Below are 21,661 nucleotides of genomic sequence, written 5' to 3'. Positions count from 1 at the left end.
ACGATGATCGGCAGGCCTGTGAACCTTGTATTACATCCTCGTGAAGACGATCGGGTTCGAGATTCCAAGGGCTTTGGCCGTGTGAGGATCCGGACTTAAGTCCTCCAGATGTGGAAAACGCAGCGTCTAACGTCCTGAGGTATGACACAGCTGGACGTCCGGCCCCAGGCCGGAGACACGGTAAACGGAGCCACCCCCCGGGGTGGCTCCGACGGTGACGTACGGGGCAAGGGCCTCGGCAAGGGCTCCGTCGGCCTCGTGGGAAGCGCCGTCATCGGCATCTCCACCGTCGCCCCCGTCTACTGCCTGACCTCGACCCTCGGCTCCACCGCCGGTGAGGTCGGCGTGCAGATGCCGGCCGTCTTCCTGGCCGGGTTCCTCCCGATGCTGCTGGTCGCCTTCGCGTACCGCGAGCTCAACAAGGCCATGCCGGACTGCGGCACCTCCTTCACCTGGACCGTGAAGGCCTTCGGCCCGCGGATCGGCTGGATGTGCGGCTGGGGCCTGGTGATCGCCACGATCATCGTGCTCTCCAACCTGGCCGGCGTCGCCACCTCGTACTTCTGGCTGCTGCTCGGCGAGATCACGAACAACCCGGCGATCTCCGCGCTCGACGACAACAAGCTCGTCCACATCGCCACCTGTCTCACCCTGATCGCCGCCGCGACCGCCATCAGCTACCGCGGCATGACGGCCACCAAGGGCGTCCAGTACGCGCTGGTCGGCCTCCAGCTCGCCGTCCTCGCGATCTTCGTGGCGATGGCCTTCCAGAAGGCCTCCGCGGGCACCTTCGACACCGGCCTGGACTTCTCCTGGCAGTGGATGAACCCCTTCGCGGTCGAGTCCATGGCGGCCTTCACCGCCGGACTCTCGCTCTCGATCTTCATGTACTGGGGCTGGGACGCCTGCCTGGCCACCAACGAGGAGACCACCGGCTCCGCCAAGACCCCCGGCCGCGCCTCGCTCATCGCGATGGTCGTCCTCGTCGGCTCGTACCTGGCCACCGGCATCGCCGCCCAGATGGCCGTCGGCTCCGGCACCGAAGGCCTCGGCCTCGGCAACCCGGAGACCTCCGACAACGTCTTCGCCGCCCTCGCCGGCCCGGTCATGGGCCCGATGCTCGGCATCCTGCTCTTCGTCGCCGTCCTGGCCTCCGCGACGGCCTCCCTGCAGACCACCTTCATCCCGGTGGCCCGCACGGTCCTGGCCATGTCCACGTACGAGGCGCTGCCGCCCTCCTACGCCAAGGTCCACCCGAAGTTCAAGACCCCCGGCCGCGCCACGATCATGGCGGGCGTCGCGACCGGCGTCTTCTACACCGTGATGACCCTGCTCAGCGAGAACGTCCTCACCGACACGATCTTCGCGCTCGGCCTGATGATCTGCTTCTACTACTCGCTGACGGCCTTCGCCTGCGCCTGGTACTTCCGCGGCGAGCTGCGCAAGTCCACCCGCGACCTGTTCTTCAAGGGCGTCTTCCCGGTCCTCGGCGGCCTGCTCCTCGCCACGGTCTTCTTCAAGACCCTGATCGACATGTGGAACCCGTCGTACGGCTCCGGCTCCACGGTCTTCGGCGTCGGCAGCGTCTTCATCATCGGCGTCGGCCTGCTGCTCCTCGGCCTGGTCGTCATGTTCGTCACCGAACGCCGCAGCCCGGCCTTCTTCCGCGGCGAGGTCCTGACGAAGTCCACCCCGTCCCTGGTGGTCCAGGACTGACCCCGGGGCCCCCGCGCCCCCACCCCCGCTGTGTCATGCACGCCCGCGGCCCCGGATCGATCCTCCGATCCGGGGCCGCGGGCGTTCGCCGATTCGCGGAGTGGGTGGGGCTGGGCGGTGACCCGTAGGCGCGCGGGGTCGTTGGGACGGGCATGAACGCCATCAAGCGCAGCCTCACCGCCCTCGTCCTGACCGGAGGGGCGGCCCTCGCCCTCAGCCCCGCCGTCGCGCACGCCGCCGACGAGCCCGCCATCCAGGGGCCCCCGATCACCCAGCGCGTCGGCGAGATCGTCGACCACCCCGGGGGCGCCGTCAAGGACGCGAAGACGGCGGTGGAGATCACCGCCTCGGCCGCCGGGTCCGCCTCGAAGGCCACCGACGCCTCCCTCGGCGGAGCCGGGAACGCGCTGTCGTCCGGGCTGCCGAAGGCGCCGAAGGTGCGCGGCTGAGGCTCGGCCGCGGGTGGCGGCGTCCCGCCGGGTGACCAGGACCAGCGGGACCTCGCGGCCGGCCGTCCGCGCGGTCCCGCTGGTCCTGCTCATGCCCCCGTCACCCCCGCGTGCGTACGGTGCACGGTCGGGGCCAGCAGTTCGTCCAGGACGGCCCGGGCGAAGTCCGCGTGCGGGATCCGGGCCCCGGCGACAGCGGGGGCGAAGGCGTAGCTCCCGCTCCCGGACGATCCCGCCGGGGCGAAGTCGCCGTCCCCCGCCCGGCTCCGGTCACCTCGTGATCCTGCGCTGCCTCCAGGACGGCCCCCGCCGCTTCTCGGAGCTCAAGGTCCCGCTGCGCGAGATCACCGCCAAGTCCCTCACCCAGTCCCTGCGGGGGCTGGAGCGCGACGGCTTCGTGGCGCGCACGGAGTACGAGACCCCGGCGCGCCGGGTCGAGTACGCCCTCACCCCGCTCGGCCGCGGACTGCTGGGCCCCCTGGACGCGGCGTGCGACTGGACGCGGGAGCACTGGGACGAACTGCTCGACGCCCGAGAAGCGGGAGCGGCGGGCCCGCCCGGTACGAGCGGCTCGCGCTGATTTCGGGGCGGTCCCTCCCGACCGGGGGGTCGTTGGGCAGCACATGATCCTCTGGTTGCTCAATCACCTCAGCACGTTCTTCCTCGGCGTCCTGCTCGTCGGCGGGTTCGTCGCCCTCGCCATCGGCGGCAGCGTGGCCGCGCGCCGCCGCTTCCCGCACCTCGCGGACGGCGACCACAACGAGATGGTCGGGGTGGCCCTGGGGATGTTCGGCGCGATCTACGGCATCATCCTCGCCTTCGTCGTCGTCACCCTGTGGACGCAACTGGAGAACACCCAGACCATCGTCGCGACCGAGGCCACCGATCTCGCCCTGGTCGTCCGCAGCGCGGAGGTCTTCCCGCCGGCCGAACGCGCCCGCGTGGACCGGGCGGTGGGGGACTACGTGCACGCCGTCGTCGAGATCCAGTGGCCCCTCATGCGCGAGGGCCGGCCCAGCTACGAGGCCACCGCCGACCAGACGCACGCCCTGTACACGGCCCTCCAGGCCTACGAGCCCTCCGGCCCCCGGAGCGAGACCTTCTACGGGGAGGCCGTCGGCCGCCTCAACGACGTGGCCGCGCAGCGCCGGGCACGCGTGACGATGGCCGAGACCTCGCTGCCGCCGCTGCTCCAAGTGCTGGTGTACGGAGGCGCGTTGGTGATCCTCCCGCTCACCTTCCTCTTCGGGCTGCGGAGCCTGAAGATGCAGCTGCTGTTCGTCTCGGCGGTGGCCGGGCTGATCGGCTTCAGCCTGCTGCTGGTGATGGCCCTCGACCGCCCCTTCGCCGGTGAACTGAGCGTGAGCCCGGCGCCCTTCAAGGACGCGGCACTGGCGCAGTTCTGGCGCTGACCGCAGGTCTACGGCGACTTGAACAGGTGAACGTCCGCGTGCCCACCGGGGACACCGGGCCCTCCCCGCGGCCGCTCAGCCCCAGGTGCGGGAGGACAGGACGAGCCGGTAGCCGTCGGGGTCGAGGACGGTGACCCCGTAGGTGTCCCAGTAGGGGTTGTGCGCGGGCGTACGGGTACCGCCGTGCTCGACGAGCCGCTGCACGAGGGCCTCGTCGGGCTCCGCGCCCAGGTAGACGACGAAGAGGTCGTCGGCGGTGGGTGAGGGCGCCACCGGGTTCTCGGGGTCGTGGGTCAGCTCGAAGTGCCAGCCGCCCCCGAGGGGACCGACCATCAGCAGGTCGTGCTCCCCCGAGACCCGCTCGGTGGAGCGCCACTGCACGTCGAGCCCGAGCCCGCCCACGTAGAACCGCTCGGCGGCGGCGAGGTCGAGGGAGGGCCGGGCGATCCGGATGTGCGCGCGTGCGTCGATCATGGGAGAGAGGGTACGGGCGGGGTCCCGGGTGCCGGAAGAGGGCCTCGGCCGGCGCCGCGGGCTACTTCCAGGGGTCCGCGGTCGGCATGCAGCCCAGTGCGCGGAGCCGGTCGTCGGTCTCCTTGAGTCCCTTGATGCCCTCGTCGATCTCCGCCCAGCCGATGGCCTCCGCTTCGGCGGCCTTCTCCTCGCTCGTCCGTGACACACCCAGTCCCGACGCGTTCAACACCGTGCCCAGGCCGGAGGAGAGGTGCTTGCGGGCCTCGGTCCAGACGGCCTGGGTCTTCTGCTCGGGGATGTAGGCGACGGTGTAACCCCGGGCCTCCTCCAGGCTGTCCGACAGGGGGCCGAGATCGATGACGATCTTGCCGTCCCGGTGCTGGCCCCGGGCGGACAGGGCTGTGGAGATCAGCCCGTGGAGCAGCTTCTCGCCGCCGGTCCCGTACCACTGGATCACGCCCGGGCCGGGGTTCACCGGCGCCGTGCTGCCGGGGGTCGGAGCGGTGGCGGTCGGCACGGGCTTGAAGCTCACGTTCGTCTTCGGCGCGGCGACCTCCGGGTCCCCCGCACACCCGGTGAGCAGGACGGCGCCGGTGGCGACAGCGGTGACGGCCGGTACGAGCGGTAAGCGGACGCGCATCGTTCCCCCTGGGAAGTCTTCGGGTCGTGCTCCGGAACAGGCTTCGGATCAGTCCTTGCGCCCGGTCACGGCGACGGTCACGCCCAGACCGATCATCGCGAGCCCCCCGGCTCCGCCCACGGCGGAGAGCCGCTGCGGTGACCGGGAGAACCAGCTGCGCGCGGTCGCGGCAACCATGCCCCAGGTGCTGTCGCAGACTACGGCGATCAGGTTGAAGACGAGCCCGAGAAGGAGCATCTGGGCCGTGACGTGACCCTGCTCGCGGTCCACGAACTGCGGCAGGACGGCCGCGAAGAACACGATCGTCTTCGGATTGGCCACCCCGACGGCGAACCCCTCCCACAGGGACCGCCAGTTCCCGTACCGGGCCGCGCCCGCCCCGAACTCCGCACGGAGCGCATGCCGCTGCCGGAAGGCCTTGATCCCGAGGTAGACGAGGTACGCGGCACCCGCGAGCTTGAGCGCCGTGAACACGAGCACGGACCGCTCCACCACCGACCCCACCCCGAAGGCCACGGCGACGACGAGCACGTACGCCCCCAGCGTGTTCCCGGCCACCGTGATCAGCGCGGCCCGCCACCCCTGGGACAACGCCCGCCCGATGACGAAGAGGACGCTCGGCCCGGGGATGAGGATCAGCAGCAAGGACATGGCGGCGAACGCCAAGAGCCGGTCAGTGGACACCATGCGGTTCATCGTTCCGGACGGGTGGGGGGATGGGGAAGGGGTTTTTCGCGGGTGGGGGGGGCGAGCCCGCCGCCGGGTAAAACGAGAGATGGGACGACATACGGCCCCTCGCAGTCAAGGGTCCTCCAGTACAGGCCCGGGGGCCCGCAAGAGCACCCCTGGCGCGGCTGTACACTGCACGCACGAATCCGGGGGGATGACGTAGTCGCGCCGCCGCGTCCACTGCGTCCACCGAGTGCCCATCGCGCGCACCGGCCCCCCCGACCAGCACTTATGTCCCAGGGGGGACCTTGAACTTCTCGCGCCACATGCGCCCCGGCCGCCTCGCGGTCTGCACCGCCATCGTCCTCGCCACGGGCATGACCCTGGCGGGAACCGCCTCGGCCACCGATGGCGACTCCCACGGCTCCGTGGTACGCCCGACCCCGAAGGCGGAGGCCCCCCTCGGCCCGCTCGCCGGGAAGCGGAAGGCGGCCTCCGCCGGCCTGCGCGCCGCCGCCACCGTTGCCCCGCGCCTCGACGTGGACGGCGACAACATCCCCGACTCGCTCTACCAGGCGATCAACGACTCGTACTACGTGAACGCCAGCGGCGCCACCGACCACTTCAAGTACGGCGTGGGCGAGGCGAGCTCCTACCTCGACTACAAGGACGTCATCCCGTTCGGCAAGGTCGACGGCGGTTACCAGACCGACCTCCTGACCCTCACGGCCGACGGCGAACTGACCCTCTTCCGCTCCCAGTTCATCGAGGACGGGCAGAGCCGGGCCTGGTCCGGCCGCGGCTGGGGCATCTACAACAAGGTGTTCGCCCCCGGCGACATCAACCGCGACGGCAAGGTCGACCTGCTGGCCCGCACCCCGGACGGCGTCCTCTACCTCTACCCCGGCAGCGGAAACCCGAGCGCCCCCCTCAAGGGACGCATCAAGATCGGCGCGGGCTGGCAGGCCTACGACCAGCTGGTCGGCACCAACGACATCAACAGCGACGGCATCGCCGACCTGGTCGCCCGCGACTTCTCCGGCGTCCTCTACGCCTACCTGGGCACCGGCAGCACCAGCGCCCCGTTCAAGCCCCGCAGCACGATCGGCAGCGGCTGGAACGCGTACAACCAGATCGTGGGCCTGGACGACATCGACGGCGACGGCAACGGCGACATGATCGCCCGCACCGTCTCCGGCCAGGTGTACGTCTACAAGGGCAACGGCGCCGGCGCCTTCAAGCCGCGCGCGATCGGCAGCACCGGGTGGAACGCCGCCACCCTCTTCGCCCAGCAGGGCGGCAACCCCGACTTCGGGCGCAACGACCTGGCCGCCCGCGACTCCGGCGGCACGCTGTGGTGGTACTACTCCAAGAACAACGGAACCCTCAGCAGCCGCGTCAAGATCAGTGACACGGGCGGCTGGAAGGGTGCCAACGTCACCTTCGGCTCCTCGTTCACCAACCAGAACACGAGCGCGATCCTGGAGCAGACCTCCAACGGCGCCCTCTACATCAACGGTGACTACAAGGGCCTCGGCTGGGGCTCGTTCAACGCCCTGGTCGCCCCGGGTGACCTCAGCAACGACGGCACCGGTGACCTCCTGGGCCGTGACACGTCCGGCAACCTGTACCTGTTCCAGGGCAACGGGGTCGGCGGCACCCAGAACAAGATCAAGATCGGCGGCGGCTGGGGCGTCTACAACAAGCTGACCGGCGCCGGCGACCTCACGGGCGACGGCCGCGCCGACCTGCTGGCCCGCGACGGCTCCGGCAACCTGTACCTGTACGCCGGCACCGGGGTCCCCTCGGCCCCCTTCAAGTCGCGCGTCAAGGTCGGTTACGGCTACGAGGGCTACAAGCAGCTCGTCGTCACCGGCGACCTCACCGGAGACGGCCGCGCCGAGCTCCTCGCCACCGACTCGGCGGGCGTCCTGTGGCGCTACGACTCGTACGGCACGGGCAAGCTGAAGAGCCGCGTCAAGATCGGCACGAACTACCAGATCTACCCGAACCAGTACTGATCCAGCCTGAAACAGTACTGACCCGCTGAACCCCGAGCCGGGGCGCCCCTCCACCCGGAGGAGCGTCCCGGCTCGGGCGTAGCTGCCCGCGGTCTATTCGGTTGCTGCCGTGCGGTGCCGTCGGATAGGAAGCGTGCATGCTAAAAGGCAACACCGTAGGGCTCAGGGCCCGCCACGAGGACGACATCCCCGTCCTGCACGCCGGTCTCCACGACGACGTGGCCGGGGCCTCCCGGGCCACCGGGCAGCCGTGGCGACCGCTCATGGCCGGCTCGAAGGCCCTGCCGTTCCTGGTCGACGACAGCGCACCGGGGCACGTTCCGTTCTCCGTGGTGGACCTGGAGAGCGGCGCGCTGGTCGGCACAGCGACCCTGTGGGGCCTCGACAACCACAACCGGTCCGGGCACGTCGGGCTCGGGCTGCTGCCGTCCGCACGGGGCAAGGGCTACGGCACCGACGTGGTCGCGGTCCTGTGCCACTACGGATTCGTCGTACGCGGCCTGCACCGACTGCAGATCGAGACCCTCGCGGACAACGAGCCGATGCTCCGGTCCGCCGAGCGCAACGGGTTCGTCCGCGAGGGCGTCCTGCGCTCCTCGGCCTGGGTGATGGGCGAGTTCCTGGACGAGGTCCTCCTCGGCCTCCTGGCCAAGGACTGGGCGCCGGTCCCACCGCAGGACGAGGGTCGCTGATGCGGCGCTAGCCGAGGTCCAGAACCTCATCGTCCGCGTGCGCGCCGAACTCGGCGACACGGACCTCCGCGACGCGCTCGTACCGGCTGATCCGGTCGGTCCACTCCGCGTCGACGCCGAACGCCACCTGCGCGAAGCCCACCCGCCCGATGGCCTCGGCCAGGCCCGGATCGCCAGGGGCCAGCAGCCGCACCGGCGCGTCGAGCGCCACGGTGTGCGGCGGCACGAAGAACTCGTCCGGCAGAACGGTGCGTGCGTGGACGAGCGCGCCGACGGCGACGACCGAGCCCGCCCCCAACCGTGCGCACTGCAGGACGGTCGCCGAGGTCGCCACGTAGGCGCACCGGCCGACCTCGCAGCCCAGCAGCGTGGCGTGCGGCCCCACGAAGACGTGGTCGCCGACGAGCACCGGCTGATCGCCGGCGACCGCCGACCCGCGCAAGACCGCGTTCTCGCAGATCACCGCCGCCTCCCCGACCTCGATCCGAGACCCCTCGGCATCGAGGACCGCGCCGTACATCACCCGCGCCCTCGGACCCACGCGGACGTCACCGACGAGCGTGGCCGTCGGGGCGATGTAGGCGGTGGGATGGACCTGCGGTTCGTGCCCGCGGTGCCGGATGCGGATTCCCTGCGATTCAGCGCTCATGCGCGGATTCTCGCCCGGCCGACCGCGCGCACGCTGGCGGATTTCCGACGTCGCGTCCGCCGGGACCGTCAGGCGGCCTTCTTGAGCAGGTCGACCTGAATCGTGGACATCTGCTTCGCGTCTTCGAGGTCGGTCATGCCCACCTTCACGTACGCCAAGACCTTGCCGACGCGCATGATGACCTCGGTGCTGCCCCTGCCGCTGCTGAGCGCATTGGTTTCGTCCGCGCCGACATCGAGCTTCGTCGGCGTGGGTGCGGGCTCGTAGCTGCTCCTCTTGGCCACAAGGCCCTTCACCGCGGCACTCGCGCCCTGCTGGGAGTCGAACGAGAAGAGGGTGAACTCGACCCTGTCGTCGCTCGCGTCCCCCCTGACCGCAGCCTCCTTGTGGCCCGCGGCCACCACACCGTCACACGTGATGCCGGTTTCCTCGGCGCAGGCCTGGCTCGCCGGCTCTCCCTCGAACGCCACCAAGTCGTCGCCGACGAAGACGGCCCCGAGTCTCTCGTTGGTCGGCAGTGCGGACCGGACCTGCTCCGCGGACAGCGGGCCGGAGGCCTTCCCCTTCCCGCCGTCGATTCCGGTCACGCCCACGGCCGCGGCCGCATCCGGATCCGCGCTACCGCCGCAGCCGGTCAGCGTTGCCACCAGCGCCACCACACACACGGTTTCCCATGCAACGGCCTTCATTTCGTGCTCCGTTCGGTCCTTCAAAAGTTCTTGAAGGGCCTCACTAAATCACCAACCCGCAGCTCAGGCCTCCGTGACCCCACCCACGAACGCGGCCCAGGACCGGGGTGACACCGCCAACTCGGGGCCGGCCGTCACCTTGGAGTCCCGGACGTGGACGGAGTCGGCGCAGCTGGCGATCTCGACGCAGCTGTCGCCCTCGCTGCCGCTGTAGCTGCTCTTGAACCACCGGAGCTGGGAGCTGTTCACAGGGATCCTCGCATTCGCATCAACAGGCCCGCGCTGTCGGCCGGGTTGAGGGCCTGGATGCGAAGTTTGGCATACCGCTGGTGGAGGTCGCTGACGTCTTTCGGGCCGGAGATGACCCGGCCCGTCTTCTGGCCCTCGCTGTATCCCAGCCAATCGTGTTCTTCGGTTTCGAGGAGTTGGAAGGAGCCATCGGAGCCCCCATGCTCCGGACTGACCGTAGGCATGACCTGCAGATCCACATTCGGCAGCCTCCCCATTTCCAGCAGGTGGTCGATCAACTCGCGGGTCACCTCGACCCCGCCCGTCCGCCGCTCGATCACCGACTGCTCGACGATGAAGCTGAAGGCGACGTACGGGGTCTTGAGGAGCACCGCCTGCCGGGTCAGGCGGAAGATGATGCGTGCTTCCACCTGTTCCGGTGTCGCCAGTGGTGGGACGTCCCGGATCTGGGCCCGGGCGTAGGCCTCCGTCTGCAACAGGCCCGGAATCGACCGGCACTCGTACGTGTTGAGGGCGACCGCGTCCTCCTCCAGCTCCGCCCACCGCCGGAACCACTTCGCCAACCCCCGCCGCCGCGTCAGCTGCTTCGCGGCGATGCGGATGACGCCGAAGGCGTCGAGCACCTCCTCCACCCGGTCCACGAACCTCGTGGACGGATGCCGCCGGCCCTGTTCCACCGACCCGATGTACTGCACGGAGTACCTGATCAGTGGGTGCAGTTGCTCCTGGGTCAGGCCGGCGCGTTTCCTGAAGGCCTTGACCGTCTCGCCGAAGTTGCGCAGGTCGGGGTCTGTCCCGGCCTCGTTGTCACCGCTGTCATCGACACTCGCCATGGAGGTCACCTCCCCGGCAACATGTTCACCGTCAGTGACCGAGACTGTCCAGAGCGCGAACTCGTACAGATGAAAAGTAGCGGTTCGCTTGCTGGGGAACACCCCACCCCACACGGGACTTTGCTCCCATGACCACACCCTCGGGCCCCGCCCAAGCCATCGCACGCACGTTCACTCAGCGTTTCAGTTCCACCCTGCGCGGCGCCCGCCTCGCCCGGCAGCTGGCGCTCGTCGAGCTGCACGACTGGGGGATCCCCGACCGTGGCGGGCTCTCCGAGGACGCGGGGCTGCTCGTCGCGGAGCTCGCCGCCAACGCGGTGACCCATGGGCGGGTCCAGGGGCGGGACTTCGAGCTGCGGATGAGCCTGCTCCCCGGGGCGCTGCGCATCGAGGTGTCCGATGCCCGGCGGGACCGCCGGCCGGCCGTGCGGCCGAACGAGTACGGGGCCGAGACCGGCTACGGGATGCGCATCGTCGATGCCGTCGCCACCGACTGGGGGGTCAGGGACCGGGTGGTCGGGAAGACGGTCTGGGCGGAGCTGCGCCTCCTGGGCGCGGTCATGGTGTAGCCCGCCACCGCGGTGCGCTGTCGTCCGGACTGTCCGGGCTCGCGAAGTGGAACGGGACTCCGAGGTGGGCCGCCAGGGCCGTGCCGGCGCGGGTGGCCGCGGCGGCGTGGGGGTCCAGGGGGCCGGGGTCGGCGCCTTCGGCTTCGAGGGCGCGGGCGCCCGTGCCCCGGTACACGGTCGCCAGCGCGTGCTCCCCGGCCGGTTCCTCCGTCACGGCGAGCAGTCGCACGAACCAGTCGTGGATCGTGTCCCCGTCCCAGACGGCCTCGATCGCCACCACCCGGGCCCGGATGCCGGAGGCGATGGCGGCCAGCGACTCCAGGTCGAGCGGGCAGTCGGGGGTGCGGGCCACCCGGTCGCCGAAGTGGACGTAGCGGTCGGAGACCAGCTCCTGGGCCTCGTAGAGGCCCACACCCTGGGCGCGGCGGGCCTCCCAGACCACGCGGACGGCGTACATCAGGCGGTCCTGGAGGACGTACCCGTCCACCTGGCGGCGGATGCCCTCAGGGAGGCCCTCCCACAGGTCGGCCGTGCCGTCCGTGTCCTCGCTCATGCCGAGCCCTCCGGGACGAACAGGCTGACCTGGTAGGTCGACGGATGCTCGAGGCGGCTGCAGAAGAGGTCGATGCGGAGCTGCGACGGGTCGGTGGCGGTGCCGTCGGCCCGCAGGCGGGCGACGTACGCCCGGACCTCCGACTCCTCGGTCGTCGAGAACAGCGGCTCCCAGCGGCCGCGGGCGTCCGCCGTCCGCTGGGTGGCTCGAATCCTGCTGCGTGCGCGCTTGCGTTGGCCCGGCATGAGGTCATGTTCGCCGTGGTCGGCGCCTCGGTGCCACAGGGTTTCGACCGGCCGGGGCCTCACCTCGCCCCGGCCCCCCGCTAGAGGTACTGCCCGAAGTCGTCCAGGATCCGCAGGATCTCCGCCTCGCCCTCCGAGGGGAGCTGGAGGACGACTTCCTCGATGCCCAGGTCGGCGTAGTGGGACATCTTGCCGGGGGTGGGCTGGACGGCGTACGGGACCACCTGGAGGGACTTGGGGTCGCGGCCCGCGGCCTCCCAGACCTGGCGCAGCGCCGGGAGGGACTCCGTGAGGCCGCCTCCGCCGATCGGGAGCCAGCCGTCGCTGTGGTCGGCGATCGCTGCGAAGAGCTTCGGGCCCGCCTGGCCGCCGATCAGGGTGCGGGGGCCGTACAGGGGGACGCCCGGGGCGAGTTCGCGGGGGGTCTGCGCCGGCTTGGGGTGGGCCGAGCTGGCCTGGACGGAGGAGAACTGGCCGACGTACGCCGTGGGGTGCGGGGACCACAGGCTCCGCATCAGGGCCATGCGGTCGCGGACCAGCTCGCGCCGGGTGCGCCACTCGACTCCGTGGTCGGCGGCCTCCTCCACGTTCCAGCCGTAGCCGATGCCGAGGGTGACGCGGCCGCCGGACAGGTGGTCCAGCGTGGCGACCTGTTTCGCGAGGTCGATGGGGTCGTGCTGGGCGACGAGGGTGATGCCGGTGCCGAGGTGGAGCCGCTCGGTGACGGCGGAGGCCTGGCCGAGGGCGACGAAGGGGTCCAGGGTGCGCCCGTACATCTCCGGGAGCTCGCCGCCCATGGGGGCCGGGGTGACGCGGCTGACCGGGATGTGGGTGTGCTCGGGGAGGTAGAGCCCCGAGAAGCCGCGTTCCTCCAGGGCGCGGGCGAGGGGGACGGGAGCGATGGTGCGGTCGGTGAGGAAGACGGTCGTGGCGATCCGCATGTGTGCTGACACCTCCGTGGTCTGGGGAGGGCCAAAGTACGGCTTCGCGCGTGCGGAGGGCAGGGGCGTGCGTCGGCCATGGCGCGGGGCGGGAGGCCGAGTTGGCCCGGGGCGGGGCGGAGACCGAGGGGGTTCCTCCGGTGTCAGCCCCGCGGGTAGCGGGTCAGCCAGCCGGTGGAGGTGGCCGTCGGGCCGTGCAGGGCGGGGCCCTGGGTCATCTCCAGGGCGAAGTCGTCGGCGAGTTCCAGGACCGTGGCCCGGCCCTCGAGGCCGGCGAGCCAGGCCGCGGGGAGTGCCGTTTCGCCGTGCTGGGCGCCGAGCAGGGAGCCGCACAGGGCGCCGGTGGCCGCGGAGTCGCCGCCGTGGTTCACGGCGAGGCGCAGGCCGTGCGCCACGTTCTCGGCGACGAGGGCGCAGTACACGGCGATGGCGAGGACCTCTTCGGCGGAGCGGCCCTGGCCGGGGGACAGGTCCTCGATGGCCTGCGGTGAGGGGACGCCCGTGGTGACGGCGCCGAGCGCGCGCTGCAGGGCGTCGGTGACGGGCTGGTGGCCGGGGCGGACGCCGAGCAGGCCCAGTGCGCGCTGGACGGCGGAGTCGAGGGACTCGCCGCGGGTCAGGCCGTGGACGATGACGGAGTGCGCGCCGGCCGACAGGTACGCGGTGGGGTGCCCGTGGCTCTGTACGGCGCATTCGACGGCGAGTTGGAGCACCAGGGCCGACTCCCAGCCGACCAGCAGTCCGAAGGGGGCGGAGCGGGTGGCGGCGCCGGGGTCCACGGCGGTCGGGTTCTTCGGCTGGGCGAGCGTGCCGAGGACTCCGTCGGCGAAGCCGGTCAGGCAGGAGCGGGCGGGGGAGCGTCGGGCGTAGAGCCACTCCTCCTGCGCGAGCCAGCCGTTGTCCTCGCGGCGCTCGTCGGGGCCCCAGTCGCTCTGGGTGAGGGCCCAGCGGAGGTAGGCGCGGTGCACGTCGGTCGGCGGGTGCCAGGCGCCGGTGTCCCGGCGTACGTGGGCCCGTATCAGGCCGTCCAGGGTGAAGAGGCCGAGCTGCGTGGCGGCGGTGACCCGGGCGCGGGGGGCCGTCGGTTCGGTGAGGCCCGCCGGGCCGTGGGTTTCGAGGAGCTCGGGGAGCGAGAGGGGGGCGACGGGTGCGCCGAGGGCGTCGCCGATGGCCGAGCCGAGGAGGGTTCCCCTGACGCGGCTACGGAAGTCCTGCTGCTCGGTGCGGCCCCAGAGGCCGGTGGTGACGGCGGCGCGGCCGCCCAGGGTGGCGCCGGCGGCGGGGCCGGTGGCGGGGCCGAGGCTGGTGGCTCCGAGGGTGGCTCCGCCCTGGGGTGCGGGCGCCGCCTGGAGGGGCGGGGCGGCCTCGGGCCTGCTCTGCTGCTCCCCGGACGTTTCCGTCGCCGTGTCCATGTCGATCCCCCCGGACTGCACGCGCGTGCTCTGGCGGGCACTGTAGTGGACAGTACCGATCGGGTCCGGAAGTAGTCGGTCGTGGGGGCGGTATGGGGGCGTGGAACGGCTGGATTCCGCCGGTCCTCCGGGGGTGCGGAAGAGCGGGGGAGCCCGCGGGCGCGGTACTTCGGCACCCACGGGCGGTTCTGGCCGGGTGTTCCAGCCGGGCGTCGTAGCCGGGCGTCCTAGCCGGGCGGCGGGCTCAGCAGGCCGTGACCCACAGGGAGCTGATGTTGTCGTTCCGGTTGTACTGGGAGGTGTTGCCCTTCCAGTTGCCCACCGGCCACGTGGAGCCCTGCTTGTTGGTGTCCAGGTACGTACAGACCGTCTTGCCGGTCCTGTTCCATACCGAGGAGACCTTGTCGTTCAGGCGGTAGTCGCCGAGGTTGTCGGTGCCGCTGCGGAAGTACGCCGCTCCGCCGTATCCGTTGTCGTGCTCGTAGACGCAGAACTCGCCGACCTCACAGTTCCGCCAGGGCGTCTCGGCGGCGGGTGCCGCCGCCGCCGGTGCGGTGAGTGCCGCGGACATGGCCAGGCCCGCAGCGGCCGTGAAGGTGAGGAGGGAGCGTCGCGTTGACATCACAAGATCCGCCTTTGGTCGGGAACATGTGGATTCCTTCCCTCCACTAGAGCATCCGGATGCCGGGAGCCGAGCGCGAGAACAAGCCCTTTTGTGGCTCATAAAGGGGCATCTGCCCTTTACGCATATAGACGTGACGTTTCTTCCCGGCTGTCATCGGCGAGTACCGGCTCTCGTTCCCCTGCCGACCCGGCGCATGGCACGTTTTGACAGTCGCCTTCCCGTTGGCTGGTTTCGGCCATGCCGTGTTCATGCGGCGTTATTCGGAGGCCAAGAGTCTCGGGGCATGAAGAAGGCACTGCTCGCCGCGACCGTCGTCGCCTCCACGCTCACCGTCGCCATCGTCGCGGCCCCCGCCGCCTCCGCCCACGGGTGGGACTTCCCCTGGGGCAACCACCACGGCAACTCCATCCCCTTCACCGAGGCCACCGTCACCGCCGGTGCCGACGGGGCGTACACGCTGAAGTGGAACGCCAAGGGCACCAAGCGCGTGGAGATCAGGGCGAACGGCAAGGTCGTCGCCCGGGGCGGCGCCCAGGGCGCGGCCGTGGTCGGCGGGCTGCCCGCGGCCGACCGGCAGTGGTTCGACTTCGAGCCCGAGCGCGGTCAGGGGCTGCGCCTCGCCGACCGGCTGATCAAGCTGGAGGGCACCGCCAACTTCCGTGACGCGGGCGGCTACCGCACCACCAACGGCCAGTGGGTCAAGATGGGCGAGATCTACCGCTCCGACGCCCTGAACAAGCTCACCGACAACGACCTCGCCAAGCTCCAGCGCCTGCGCGTGAAGACGGTCTTCGACCTCCGCATGGAGAGCGAGCGCACCAAGGACGTGGACAAGGTCCCGGCCGGCGCGCACTACGTCGTCGCCGACGTCTTCGCCGGCTCCGGCTCCTTCCAGGCCATGCCCAAGACCCCCGACGAGGCCGTCAAGGCCATGGTCGACGCCGAGAAGGCGATGGTCAGCGGGGAGGGCGGCAAGAAGGCCTACACCCAGGTGTTCGAGGGCATCGAGCGCGACCGCAACCGCTCCGTCCTGTTCCACTGCACCGCGGGCAAGGACCGTACGGGCTGGGCCAACGCCTCCCTGCTGACCGCCCTCGGCGTGCCGAGCGAGACCGTGATGGCCGACTACCTGGCCAGCAACGACTACCGCAAGGCCGCCAACGACGCGATCCTCTCGCACCTCCCGGCCGCGCAGGCCGCCGTGTACAAGCCGATGCTCGACGTCCGCGCCGAGTACCTCAACGCCGGGTACGACGAGGTCACCGCGAAGTTCGGCAGCTTCGACGCCTACCTCGAGGACGGCCTCGGCATCGACGGCCGCGAGCTGAAGCAGCTCAAGAAGGACCTCCTGGTCGGCTAGGCCGAGGGGGCCGCGCCCCGGTGGAGAGGACCGAAGGGTCCATTCCACCGGGGCGCGGCTCGCGGTCACGGGTGACGGATCACGGGGTGACGACGACCTCGTCCACGCGGCTGGAGGCGCTGAAGTGGGCCGTGGTGGGCTCGACGAACTTGGCGAGCCAGGAGCCGGTCGCGTCGGCGGTGAACTTCCTGGTGAAGGTGCCGTCCGCGGCGGTCTTGGAGAGGCCCATGGGCTTCCACGCGATGGTTCCGGCGGGCCGGAAGTAGTAGCGGACCGTCTGGCCGGCGAAGGGCTTCCAGTCGGGGCTCTTCTCGGTCAGCTTTCCGGTGAGCGTGATCGGTCGGCCCTTCTTGACCGGCTCGGGCGCGGCGTTGAACTCCGGGATGGCCGTCGTCGTCCGTTCGGCGAGCCGCACCGCGGGCGTGACGGAGCCGCGGATGTCCGGGGTACCGACGTACCGCAGTCGCATGAAGCCCGGTCCGGGGTAGCGCACCCGTTCCTCGAACGCGTCGGCCGAGTTGGCCGTGACCGTCTGCTTCCTGACGGTGGTCCAGCCGGTCCTGCCGTCCGCGGAGTACTGGAAGTCCACCTCCAGCGAGGTGATGCCGGCCGGGACCTCCACGCTCAGGAAGGTGCCCTTCACTTCCAGGTACTTGCTCTGCAGCAGCGTGGTCCCGAAGTCGATGAACGCGGTGCCGCCGGTGGTGTCCACCGTCACCTCCCGGGTGTCCGAGGACGCCCAGGGGCTGTCGGCGCCGATCCGCCAGGTGGTGTCCTTCGTCAGGGGCACGGATCCCTCCAGCCGGCCCGCGCTCCCCGTCGTCAGGTGGTGCGGCAGTCCGGCGCCGGTGTCGACGGCGATCCTCAGGCCCGCGGGCGCCGGCTTCCACGAGCCGTCGGCGGACTTCCAGGTGACCGTGCCGCTCACCTTGCCGGCCGTTCCGTAGGGGCCGGTCACGGTCGGGGAGTCCAGGGCGATGCGTGCGGCCGTGGACGCCGTCACGGGCACCGCCACGGAAGCCCGCTCCTCGGAGCCGTTGGCCTTGCTCGCGAGGTGGACGTACGTGGAGTCGTGGCCGGCCCGCGTCGTGCCGGACTCGGCGCCGGAGAAGGTGACCTTCGACGTGAAGTGTCCCTTGGCGTCGGCGGTCAGCGGTGAGCTGACGGTGCCGGTCCGGGTCGTGAACGCGCCGCCCGCGTACGGCTTCAGCGAGCCGTTGCGCGGGTCGTAGAGCTTGATGTCACCCGAGACCACGGTGTCCGGCCGCGCGAACGACACCCCGTTCGTGGCCTTCAGGTTCGTGAAGGACGGCCGCACCTGGTAGGTCAGCACGGCCTTGTCCTTGTGGAGGACGGTTTCGCCCCCGGTGCCGTCGTACTCCACGTCGACGGCGTACTCGCCGAGATCGGCGAGCTTCAGCGGGGCGGTCCGCACCGGGAACCACGTGGGGTCCGGGTCCCCGCAGGAATCCGCGCAGGGATCCCAATCCTCCGGACGGACCGGGTGGAAGCTCGTGACGGTGGCGACCCGCTTGGTCGTGCCCTTCTTGCGCAGGTGCACCTTGAGGTCCTTGGGCGGATCACCGGAGAAGTCCAGGGTGACCGTCTCGTGCTCCACGCGTGCGCTGAAGCCCTTCGGCCGGGATTCGTCGGCCTGGGCGGCCGTGGGCACGGCCAGTACGGCTCCCAGAGCCGTCGCCGTGCAGAGCACGGCGGTGATGCGCTTGTTCATGTTTCCCCCGGGGATGACGTCCGTCACTCACCGAGGAGACCGCTCACCCCGCCCGATGGTTGTACGGGGACGGGGTGTGTGCGGACACGTCCGTGCGCGAGCCGGCCCGGCGGCTCACGCACGGACGCGTCCGGTGGCGACTCAGTCCAGGACCGGCAACAGCTCCGGCAGGTGGCCGTCCGAGGCGCGGGCCGCGGCCTGGCGCTCCTCCGGGACCTCCCCGTAGAGGGTCGTACGGGCCTTCGCGGGCCGGCCGGCCGCCTCCGCGACGGCGATCAGGTCCCGCACGGACTTGTACGAGCCGTAGCTGGAGCCGGCCATCCGCGAGATGGTCTCCTCCATCAGGGTTCCGCCCAGGTCGTTGGCGCCCGAGCGGAGCATCTCGGCCGCGCCCTCCGAGCCCAGCTTCACCCAGCTGGTCTGGATGTTGGTGATGTGCGGGTGGAGCAGGATGCGGGCCATCGCCGTCACGGCGCGGTTGTCGCGCACCGTCGGGCCGGGGCGCGCGATGCCCGCGAGGTAGACGGGGGCGTTGGTGTGGATGAAGGGGAGGGTCACGAACTCCGTGAAGCCCTCCACCCCCTTGGCGTGGGCCTCCTGCTGCATGCGCGCCAGCGTCCGGAAGTGGCCCAGCCAGTGGCGGGGCTGGTCCACGTGGCCGTACATCATCGTGGAGGAGGAGCGGATGCCCAGCTCGTGCGCGGTGGAGACCACGTCGATCCAGTCCGCCGTCGGCAGCTTGCCCTTGGTGAGGACCCAGCGGACCTCGTCGTCCAGGATCTCCGCCGCCGTACCGGGGATGGAGTCGAGGCCGGCCTCCTTGGCCGCGGTGAGCCAGTCCCGTACGGACATCCCCGTGCGCGTCGCGCCGTTGACGACCTCCATCGGCGAGAAGGCGTGCACGTGCATGCCGGGCACGCGCGCCTTCACGGCCCGCGCGATGTCGAAGTAGGCCGTCCCGGGCAGGTCCGGGTGGATCCCGCCCTGCATGCACACCTCGACCGCGCCCACGTCCCACGCCTGCGCGGCCCGGTCGGCGACCTGGTCGAGCGAGAGGGTGTACGCGTCCGCGTCCGTGCGGCGCTGCGCGAAGGCGCAGAAGCGGCAGCCGGTGTAACAGACGTTGGTGAAGTTGATGTTGCGGGTCACGACGTACGTGACGTCCTCGCCCACCACCGACTTGCGCAGGTCGTCCGCGATCCGGCAGAGCGCGTCCAGCGCCGGGCCGTCCGCGTGCAGCAGGGCGAGCGCCTGCTCGTCGGTGAGCTTCGTCGGGTCGTCGGCGGCCTGCGCGAGCGCCGCCCGTACCTCGGTGTCGATGCGCTCGGGATCGGGGACCATCCCGGGGGCCGCGGCCTCGCGCAGGGCCTCCCAGTCGCCGTAGACCTCGTCGAAGTCGTCGCGGCGGTCGCCGGTACGGCCCTGCGTGTCGATGGTGGTGTGCAGGTCGGTGCGGCCGTAGGCGGTGAAGCCCTCGTCCGGCTCCTGCCACGGCCGGCCCTCCACGGTCGCGGACTCGTCCGCGAGCCCGCTGTCCGCGTCGGCCAGCGCGCGTACGTGGGGCAGCAGGCGGGGGTCCAGCCAGGGCTCGCCGCGCTGGAGGAACTCCGGGTAGATGGTGAGGCGTTCGCGGAGCTCGAAACCGGCGGCCGCGGTGCGCTCGGCGAGCTCCTCGATGTGCGGCCAGGGGCGCTCGGGGTTCACGTGGTCGGGGGTGAGCGGGGAGACCCCGCCCCAGTCGTCGATGCCGGCGCCGATGAGCAGCGCGTACTCGGAGTCCACCAGGTTCGGCGGGGCCTGGATGCGGGCGCCCGGGCCGAGGATGTGGCGGGCCACGGCGATGGCCGCCGCGAGCTCCTCCAGCTCCGCGTCGGGCATGCCGCGCATGGCGGTGTCGGGCTTGGCCCGGAAGTTCTGGACGATGACTTCCTGGATGCCGTGGTAGCTGCGCTGGATCCGGCGCAGCTCGAAGAAGGCGTCCGCGCGCTCCTCGTAGGACTCGCCGATGCCGATGAGCACGCCCGTGGTGAAGGGCACGTTGGAGCGTCCGGCGTCCTCGAGCACGCGCAGCCGGACGGCCGGGTCCTTGTCGGGGGAGCCGTGGTGGGGGCCCCCGGGCTCGGACCACAGGCGGGTGGCGGTGGTCTCCAGCATCATCCCCATGGACGGGGCGACGGGCTTGAGGCGCTGGAGGTCCGACCAGGACAGCACGCCGGGGTTGAGGTGGGGGAGGAGGCCGGTCTCCTCCAGGACGCGGATGGCCATGGCGCGCACGTAGGCGAGGGTGTCGTCGTAGCCGTGCGCGTCGAGCCACTCGCGGGCCTCGGGCCAGCGGTCCTCCGGCCGGTCGCCGAGCGTGAACAGGGCTTCCTTGCAGCCCATGGCCGCACCCTTGCGGGCGATGTCGAGGACCTCGTCGGGGGACAGGTACATCCCGTGGCCCTCGCGGCGGAGCTTGCCGGGGACCGTGACGAAGGTGCAGTAGTGGCACTTGTCCCGGCACAGCCGGGTGAGGGGGATGAAGACCTTGCGCGAGTAGGTGATGACGCCGGGCCGCCCCGCGGCTTGGAGGCCGGAGTCCCTGACCCGAGCGGCGGAGGCGGCGAGGTCCTTCAAGGCCTCGCCGCGCGCCTGCAGGAGTACGGCCGCCTCGGTCGCGTCGAGCGCGACGCCGTCGCGGGCGCGGCGGAGCGCGCGGCGCATCGAGTTCTCGGTCGGAGCGTCACTCGGAGTGGTCATGGCCCGAGCATACGATCAGCTCGCGCGCGCACGGAGGGGCTCATCGCATCAGTTCCCCGGCGTTGACCAGCAGAGACTGGCCGGTTATCGCCCGCGCACGGTCGGAGGCGAGGAAGGCGGCGGCGTCCGCGACGTCCCCGTCGGTGGCCAGGTCGGGCAGTGCCATGCGGTCGGTGAGGCGGGCGTGGACCTCGGCCTCCGGGACGCCTTCGGTGTGCGCGGTGAAGGTGACGAAGGCCTGGACCGGGGGGCCCCACATCCAGCCGGGGAGCACGGTGTTCACGCGGATGCGGTGCGGGCCGAGCTCGCGGGCCATGGAGTACATGGCGGAGGTCAGGGCGCCCTTGGAGGCGGCGTAGGCGGCCTGCTGCACCTCGTTGGGCGAGGCGATGGCGGACTGGGTGCCGATGATGACGACGGATCCGCCGGCCGCCTTGAGGGCGGGGAGGCAGGCGCGGGTCATGCGCAGGGTGCCGAGGAGGTTGACGTCGAGGATCTGCTGCCAGGTGCCGAAGTCGGCGTCTTCGAGGCCGCCGAAGTACGAGTCCCAGGCGGCGACGTGGACGACGGCGTCGACCCCGCCGAAGCGGTCCTGGGCGAGGGCGGCGAGTGCTTCGCACTGGCGCTCGTCGGAGATGTCGGTGGGGAGGTACGCGGTGTGCGTGCCGCCGGGGTCGATCTCGGCGGCGGCCTTGGCGAGGTTGGCCTCGGTCCGCGCCCCGAGCACGGCGTTGCCGCCGTCGCGGACGACGGTGGCGGCCACCTGGTGGCCGAGGCCGGCGCCTACGCCGGAGACGATGACGGTCTTGCCCTGCAGCAGTAGCGGCGACATGGTGCGGCCCTCCTGGCGGCCCGATGAATCTGACGGGGCGTCAGGCTACGGTGTGGGGGGCGGGGAGGGAAGGTCCTGGGTGCGGCGCGGTTGCCTGGGCCGGCGGGCCTGCTGCGGGTGGGGGTCGGTGCCGGGGGCGGGGTGGGGTGTTGGCCTGGAC

General features: G+C 71.3%; 22 protein-coding genes and 1 pseudogene. 8 read left to right on the top strand and 15 right to left on the bottom strand.

What is annotated here, in order from left to right:
- Positions 1–141 precede the first annotated feature (141 nt).
- From ACFYYB_RS32550 to ACFYYB_RS32535, 4 genes and pseudogenes are all read left to right on the top strand, one after another.
- Entirely contained in the window at positions 142–1,716 is a 1,575-nt protein-coding gene (locus tag ACFYYB_RS32550; protein WP_389439914.1) for an APC family permease, read from the top strand.
- Between the two features lie 152 nt (positions 1,717–1,868).
- Positions 1,869–2,165: a hypothetical protein gene (locus ACFYYB_RS32545; protein ID WP_389439912.1), complete on the top strand. Its 297-nt coding sequence runs from the start codon at positions 1,869–1,871 to the stop codon at positions 2,163–2,165.
- 277 nt (positions 2,166–2,442) lie between these two features.
- Positions 2,443–2,745 (top strand): annotated as a pseudogene (locus ACFYYB_RS32540) (winged helix-turn-helix transcriptional regulator); the annotation flags it as partial.
- Between the two features lie 43 nt (positions 2,746–2,788).
- A complete protein-coding gene (locus tag ACFYYB_RS32535; protein ID WP_389439910.1) occupies positions 2,789–3,577 on the top strand; it encodes a DUF4239 domain-containing protein in 789 nt (262 codons plus the stop codon).
- 75 nt (positions 3,578–3,652) lie between these two features.
- Here ACFYYB_RS32535 and ACFYYB_RS32530 read toward each other — a convergent pair whose 3' ends face one another.
- The 3 genes from ACFYYB_RS32530 to ACFYYB_RS32520 all read right to left on the bottom strand — a co-directional run bounded on the left by ACFYYB_RS32530 (position 3,653) and on the right by ACFYYB_RS32520 (position 5,378).
- A complete protein-coding gene (locus ACFYYB_RS32530) occupies positions 3,653–4,051 on the bottom strand; it encodes a VOC family protein (protein WP_389439908.1) in 399 nt (132 codons plus the stop codon).
- 61 nt (positions 4,052–4,112) lie between these two features.
- Positions 4,113–4,691 (bottom strand): hypothetical protein, encoded by a 579-nt coding sequence (locus tag ACFYYB_RS32525; RefSeq protein ID WP_389439906.1) that lies wholly within the window; start codon positions 4,689–4,691, stop codon positions 4,113–4,115.
- 48 nt (positions 4,692–4,739) lie between these two features.
- Positions 4,740–5,378, bottom strand: a complete 639-nt coding sequence (locus ACFYYB_RS32520) for a LysE family translocator (protein ID WP_327306224.1) — start codon at positions 5,376–5,378, stop codon at positions 4,740–4,742.
- 290 nt (positions 5,379–5,668) lie between these two features.
- Between ACFYYB_RS32520 and ACFYYB_RS32515 the strand changes: the two genes are divergently transcribed.
- Together ACFYYB_RS32515 and ACFYYB_RS32510 are read left to right on the top strand one after the other, a co-directional pair.
- Positions 5,669–7,381, top strand: a complete 1,713-nt coding sequence (locus ACFYYB_RS32515; RefSeq protein ID WP_389439904.1) for an FG-GAP repeat domain-containing protein — start codon at positions 5,669–5,671, stop codon at positions 7,379–7,381.
- A gap of 137 nt (positions 7,382–7,518) precedes the next feature.
- A complete protein-coding gene (locus ACFYYB_RS32510; RefSeq protein ID WP_389439902.1) occupies positions 7,519–8,073 on the top strand; it encodes a GNAT family N-acetyltransferase in 555 nt (184 codons plus the stop codon).
- A gap of 7 nt (positions 8,074–8,080) precedes the next feature.
- Here the strand turns inward: ACFYYB_RS32510 and ACFYYB_RS32505 are convergent, their stop codons facing one another.
- The 4 genes from ACFYYB_RS32505 to ACFYYB_RS32490 all read right to left on the bottom strand — a co-directional run bounded on the left by ACFYYB_RS32505 (position 8,081) and on the right by ACFYYB_RS32490 (position 10,493).
- The gene (locus tag ACFYYB_RS32505) at positions 8,081–8,722 is read right to left on the bottom strand and encodes a gamma carbonic anhydrase family protein (protein WP_389439900.1); all 642 of its coding nucleotides are present in this window, start codon (positions 8,720–8,722) and stop codon (positions 8,081–8,083) included.
- A 68-nt stretch (positions 8,723–8,790) separates the two neighbouring features.
- Entirely contained in the window at positions 8,791–9,411 is a 621-nt protein-coding gene (locus ACFYYB_RS32500; RefSeq protein ID WP_389439898.1) for a hypothetical protein, read from the bottom strand.
- Between the two features lie 63 nt (positions 9,412–9,474).
- Positions 9,475–9,660: a DUF397 domain-containing protein gene (locus tag ACFYYB_RS32495; protein ID WP_389439896.1), complete on the bottom strand. Its 186-nt coding sequence runs from the start codon at positions 9,658–9,660 to the stop codon at positions 9,475–9,477.
- A complete protein-coding gene (locus ACFYYB_RS32490) occupies positions 9,657–10,493 on the bottom strand; it encodes a helix-turn-helix domain-containing protein (protein WP_389439981.1) in 837 nt (278 codons plus the stop codon). Before ACFYYB_RS32490 ends, ACFYYB_RS32495 begins: the two co-directional genes overlap by 4 nt.
- A 128-nt stretch (positions 10,494–10,621) precedes the next feature.
- On the opposite strand from ACFYYB_RS32490, the gene ACFYYB_RS32485 reads away from it, so the two are divergent.
- Positions 10,622–11,062, top strand: coding sequence for an ATP-binding protein (locus ACFYYB_RS32485; RefSeq protein WP_389439894.1), 441 nt, complete (start codon positions 10,622–10,624; stop codon positions 11,060–11,062).
- On the opposite strand, the gene ACFYYB_RS32480 is transcribed toward ACFYYB_RS32485, so the two are convergent.
- The 5 genes from ACFYYB_RS32480 to ACFYYB_RS32460 all read right to left on the bottom strand — a co-directional run bounded on the left by ACFYYB_RS32480 (position 11,052) and on the right by ACFYYB_RS32460 (position 14,835).
- Positions 11,052–11,615 (bottom strand): hypothetical protein, encoded by a 564-nt coding sequence (locus ACFYYB_RS32480; protein ID WP_389439892.1) that lies wholly within the window; start codon positions 11,613–11,615, stop codon positions 11,052–11,054. The two genes, ACFYYB_RS32485 and ACFYYB_RS32480, sit on opposite strands and share 11 nt — an antisense overlap.
- Positions 11,612–11,860 (bottom strand): hypothetical protein, encoded by a 249-nt coding sequence (locus tag ACFYYB_RS32475; RefSeq protein ID WP_389439890.1) that lies wholly within the window; start codon positions 11,858–11,860, stop codon positions 11,612–11,614. Before ACFYYB_RS32475 ends, ACFYYB_RS32480 begins: the two co-directional genes overlap by 4 nt.
- A gap of 80 nt (positions 11,861–11,940) precedes the next feature.
- A complete protein-coding gene (locus ACFYYB_RS32470) occupies positions 11,941–12,801 on the bottom strand; it encodes a TIGR03619 family F420-dependent LLM class oxidoreductase (protein WP_389439888.1) in 861 nt (286 codons plus the stop codon).
- Between the two features lie 143 nt (positions 12,802–12,944).
- Positions 12,945–14,213, bottom strand: coding sequence for an ADP-ribosylglycohydrolase family protein (locus tag ACFYYB_RS32465; protein WP_389439886.1), 1,269 nt, complete (start codon positions 14,211–14,213; stop codon positions 12,945–12,947).
- A gap of 244 nt (positions 14,214–14,457) precedes the next feature.
- Positions 14,458–14,835 (bottom strand): peptidase inhibitor family I36 protein, encoded by a 378-nt coding sequence (locus ACFYYB_RS32460; RefSeq protein ID WP_389439884.1) that lies wholly within the window; start codon positions 14,833–14,835, stop codon positions 14,458–14,460.
- Between the two features lie 286 nt (positions 14,836–15,121).
- On the opposite strand from ACFYYB_RS32460, the gene ACFYYB_RS32455 reads away from it, so the two are divergent.
- Positions 15,122–16,198, top strand: a complete 1,077-nt coding sequence (locus tag ACFYYB_RS32455) for a tyrosine-protein phosphatase (RefSeq protein ID WP_389439882.1) — start codon at positions 15,122–15,124, stop codon at positions 16,196–16,198.
- A gap of 79 nt (positions 16,199–16,277) precedes the next feature.
- On the opposite strand, the gene ACFYYB_RS32450 is transcribed toward ACFYYB_RS32455, so the two are convergent.
- From ACFYYB_RS32450 to ACFYYB_RS32440, 3 genes are all read right to left on the bottom strand, one after another.
- Positions 16,278–17,930: a hypothetical protein gene (locus tag ACFYYB_RS32450; RefSeq protein WP_389439880.1), complete on the bottom strand. Its 1,653-nt coding sequence runs from the start codon at positions 17,928–17,930 to the stop codon at positions 16,278–16,280.
- A 141-nt stretch (positions 17,931–18,071) separates the two neighbouring features.
- Positions 18,072–20,669, bottom strand: a complete 2,598-nt coding sequence (locus ACFYYB_RS32445; RefSeq protein WP_389439878.1) for a bifunctional FO biosynthesis protein CofGH — start codon at positions 20,667–20,669, stop codon at positions 18,072–18,074.
- Positions 20,670–20,709: 40 nt separating this feature from the next.
- Positions 20,710–21,501 carry an SDR family oxidoreductase gene (locus ACFYYB_RS32440; RefSeq protein ID WP_389439876.1) on the bottom strand — a complete coding sequence of 264 codons (792 nt, stop codon included), beginning with the start codon at positions 21,499–21,501 and terminating at the stop codon, positions 20,710–20,712.
- Between the last annotated feature and the right edge of the window lie 160 nt (positions 21,502–21,661).

The sequence above is a fragment of the Streptomyces sp. NPDC002886 genome (assembly GCF_042888445.1).
GTDB lineage: Bacteria > Actinomycetota > Actinomycetes > Streptomycetales > Streptomycetaceae > Streptomyces.
This window is presented reverse-complemented; position numbering and strand designations above follow the sequence as displayed.

What these genes read in the sequence shown, in the direction of transcription:
- ACFYYB_RS32490 (WP_389439981.1), bottom strand. Translation starts at nt 10,493, where the DNA reads ATGGCGAGTGTCGATGACAGCGGTGACAACGAGGCCGGGACAGACCCC.
- ACFYYB_RS32470 (WP_389439888.1), bottom strand. Translation starts at nt 12,801, where the DNA reads ATGCGGATCGCCACGACCGTCTTCCTCACCGACCGCACCATCGCTCCC.
- ACFYYB_RS32455 (WP_389439882.1), top strand. Translation starts at nt 15,122, where the DNA reads ATGAAGAAGGCACTGCTCGCCGCGACCGTCGTCGCCTCCACGCTCACC.
- ACFYYB_RS32485 (WP_389439894.1), top strand. Translation starts at nt 10,622, where the DNA reads ATGACCACACCCTCGGGCCCCGCCCAAGCCATCGCACGCACGTTCACT.
- ACFYYB_RS32545 (WP_389439912.1), top strand. Translation starts at nt 1,869, where the DNA reads ATGAACGCCATCAAGCGCAGCCTCACCGCCCTCGTCCTGACCGGAGGG.
- ACFYYB_RS32475 (WP_389439890.1), bottom strand. Translation starts at nt 11,860, where the DNA reads ATGCCGGGCCAACGCAAGCGCGCACGCAGCAGGATTCGAGCCACCCAG.
- ACFYYB_RS32535 (WP_389439910.1), top strand. Translation starts at nt 2,789, where the DNA reads ATGATCCTCTGGTTGCTCAATCACCTCAGCACGTTCTTCCTCGGCGTC.
- ACFYYB_RS32525 (WP_389439906.1), bottom strand. Translation starts at nt 4,691, where the DNA reads ATGCGCGTCCGCTTACCGCTCGTACCGGCCGTCACCGCTGTCGCCACC.
- ACFYYB_RS32460 (WP_389439884.1), bottom strand. Translation starts at nt 14,835, where the DNA reads ATGTCAACGCGACGCTCCCTCCTCACCTTCACGGCCGCTGCGGGCCTG.
- ACFYYB_RS32505 (WP_389439900.1), bottom strand. Translation starts at nt 8,722, where the DNA reads ATGAGCGCTGAATCGCAGGGAATCCGCATCCGGCACCGCGGGCACGAA.
- ACFYYB_RS32500 (WP_389439898.1), bottom strand. Translation starts at nt 9,411, where the DNA reads ATGAAGGCCGTTGCATGGGAAACCGTGTGTGTGGTGGCGCTGGTGGCA.
- ACFYYB_RS32530 (WP_389439908.1), bottom strand. Translation starts at nt 4,051, where the DNA reads ATGATCGACGCACGCGCGCACATCCGGATCGCCCGGCCCTCCCTCGAC.
- ACFYYB_RS32520 (WP_327306224.1), bottom strand. Translation starts at nt 5,378, where the DNA reads ATGGTGTCCACTGACCGGCTCTTGGCGTTCGCCGCCATGTCCTTGCTG.
- ACFYYB_RS32450 (WP_389439880.1), bottom strand. Translation starts at nt 17,930, where the DNA reads ATGAACAAGCGCATCACCGCCGTGCTCTGCACGGCGACGGCTCTGGGA.
- ACFYYB_RS32480 (WP_389439892.1), bottom strand. Translation starts at nt 11,615, where the DNA reads ATGAGCGAGGACACGGACGGCACGGCCGACCTGTGGGAGGGCCTCCCT.
- ACFYYB_RS32445 (WP_389439878.1), bottom strand. Translation starts at nt 20,669, where the DNA reads ATGACCACTCCGAGTGACGCTCCGACCGAGAACTCGATGCGCCGCGCG.
- ACFYYB_RS32440 (WP_389439876.1), bottom strand. Translation starts at nt 21,501, where the DNA reads ATGTCGCCGCTACTGCTGCAGGGCAAGACCGTCATCGTCTCCGGCGTA.
- ACFYYB_RS32550 (WP_389439914.1), top strand. Translation starts at nt 142, where the DNA reads ATGACACAGCTGGACGTCCGGCCCCAGGCCGGAGACACGGTAAACGGA.
- ACFYYB_RS32465 (WP_389439886.1), bottom strand. Translation starts at nt 14,213, where the DNA reads ATGGACACGGCGACGGAAACGTCCGGGGAGCAGCAGAGCAGGCCCGAG.
- ACFYYB_RS32510 (WP_389439902.1), top strand. Translation starts at nt 7,519, where the DNA reads ATGCTAAAAGGCAACACCGTAGGGCTCAGGGCCCGCCACGAGGACGAC.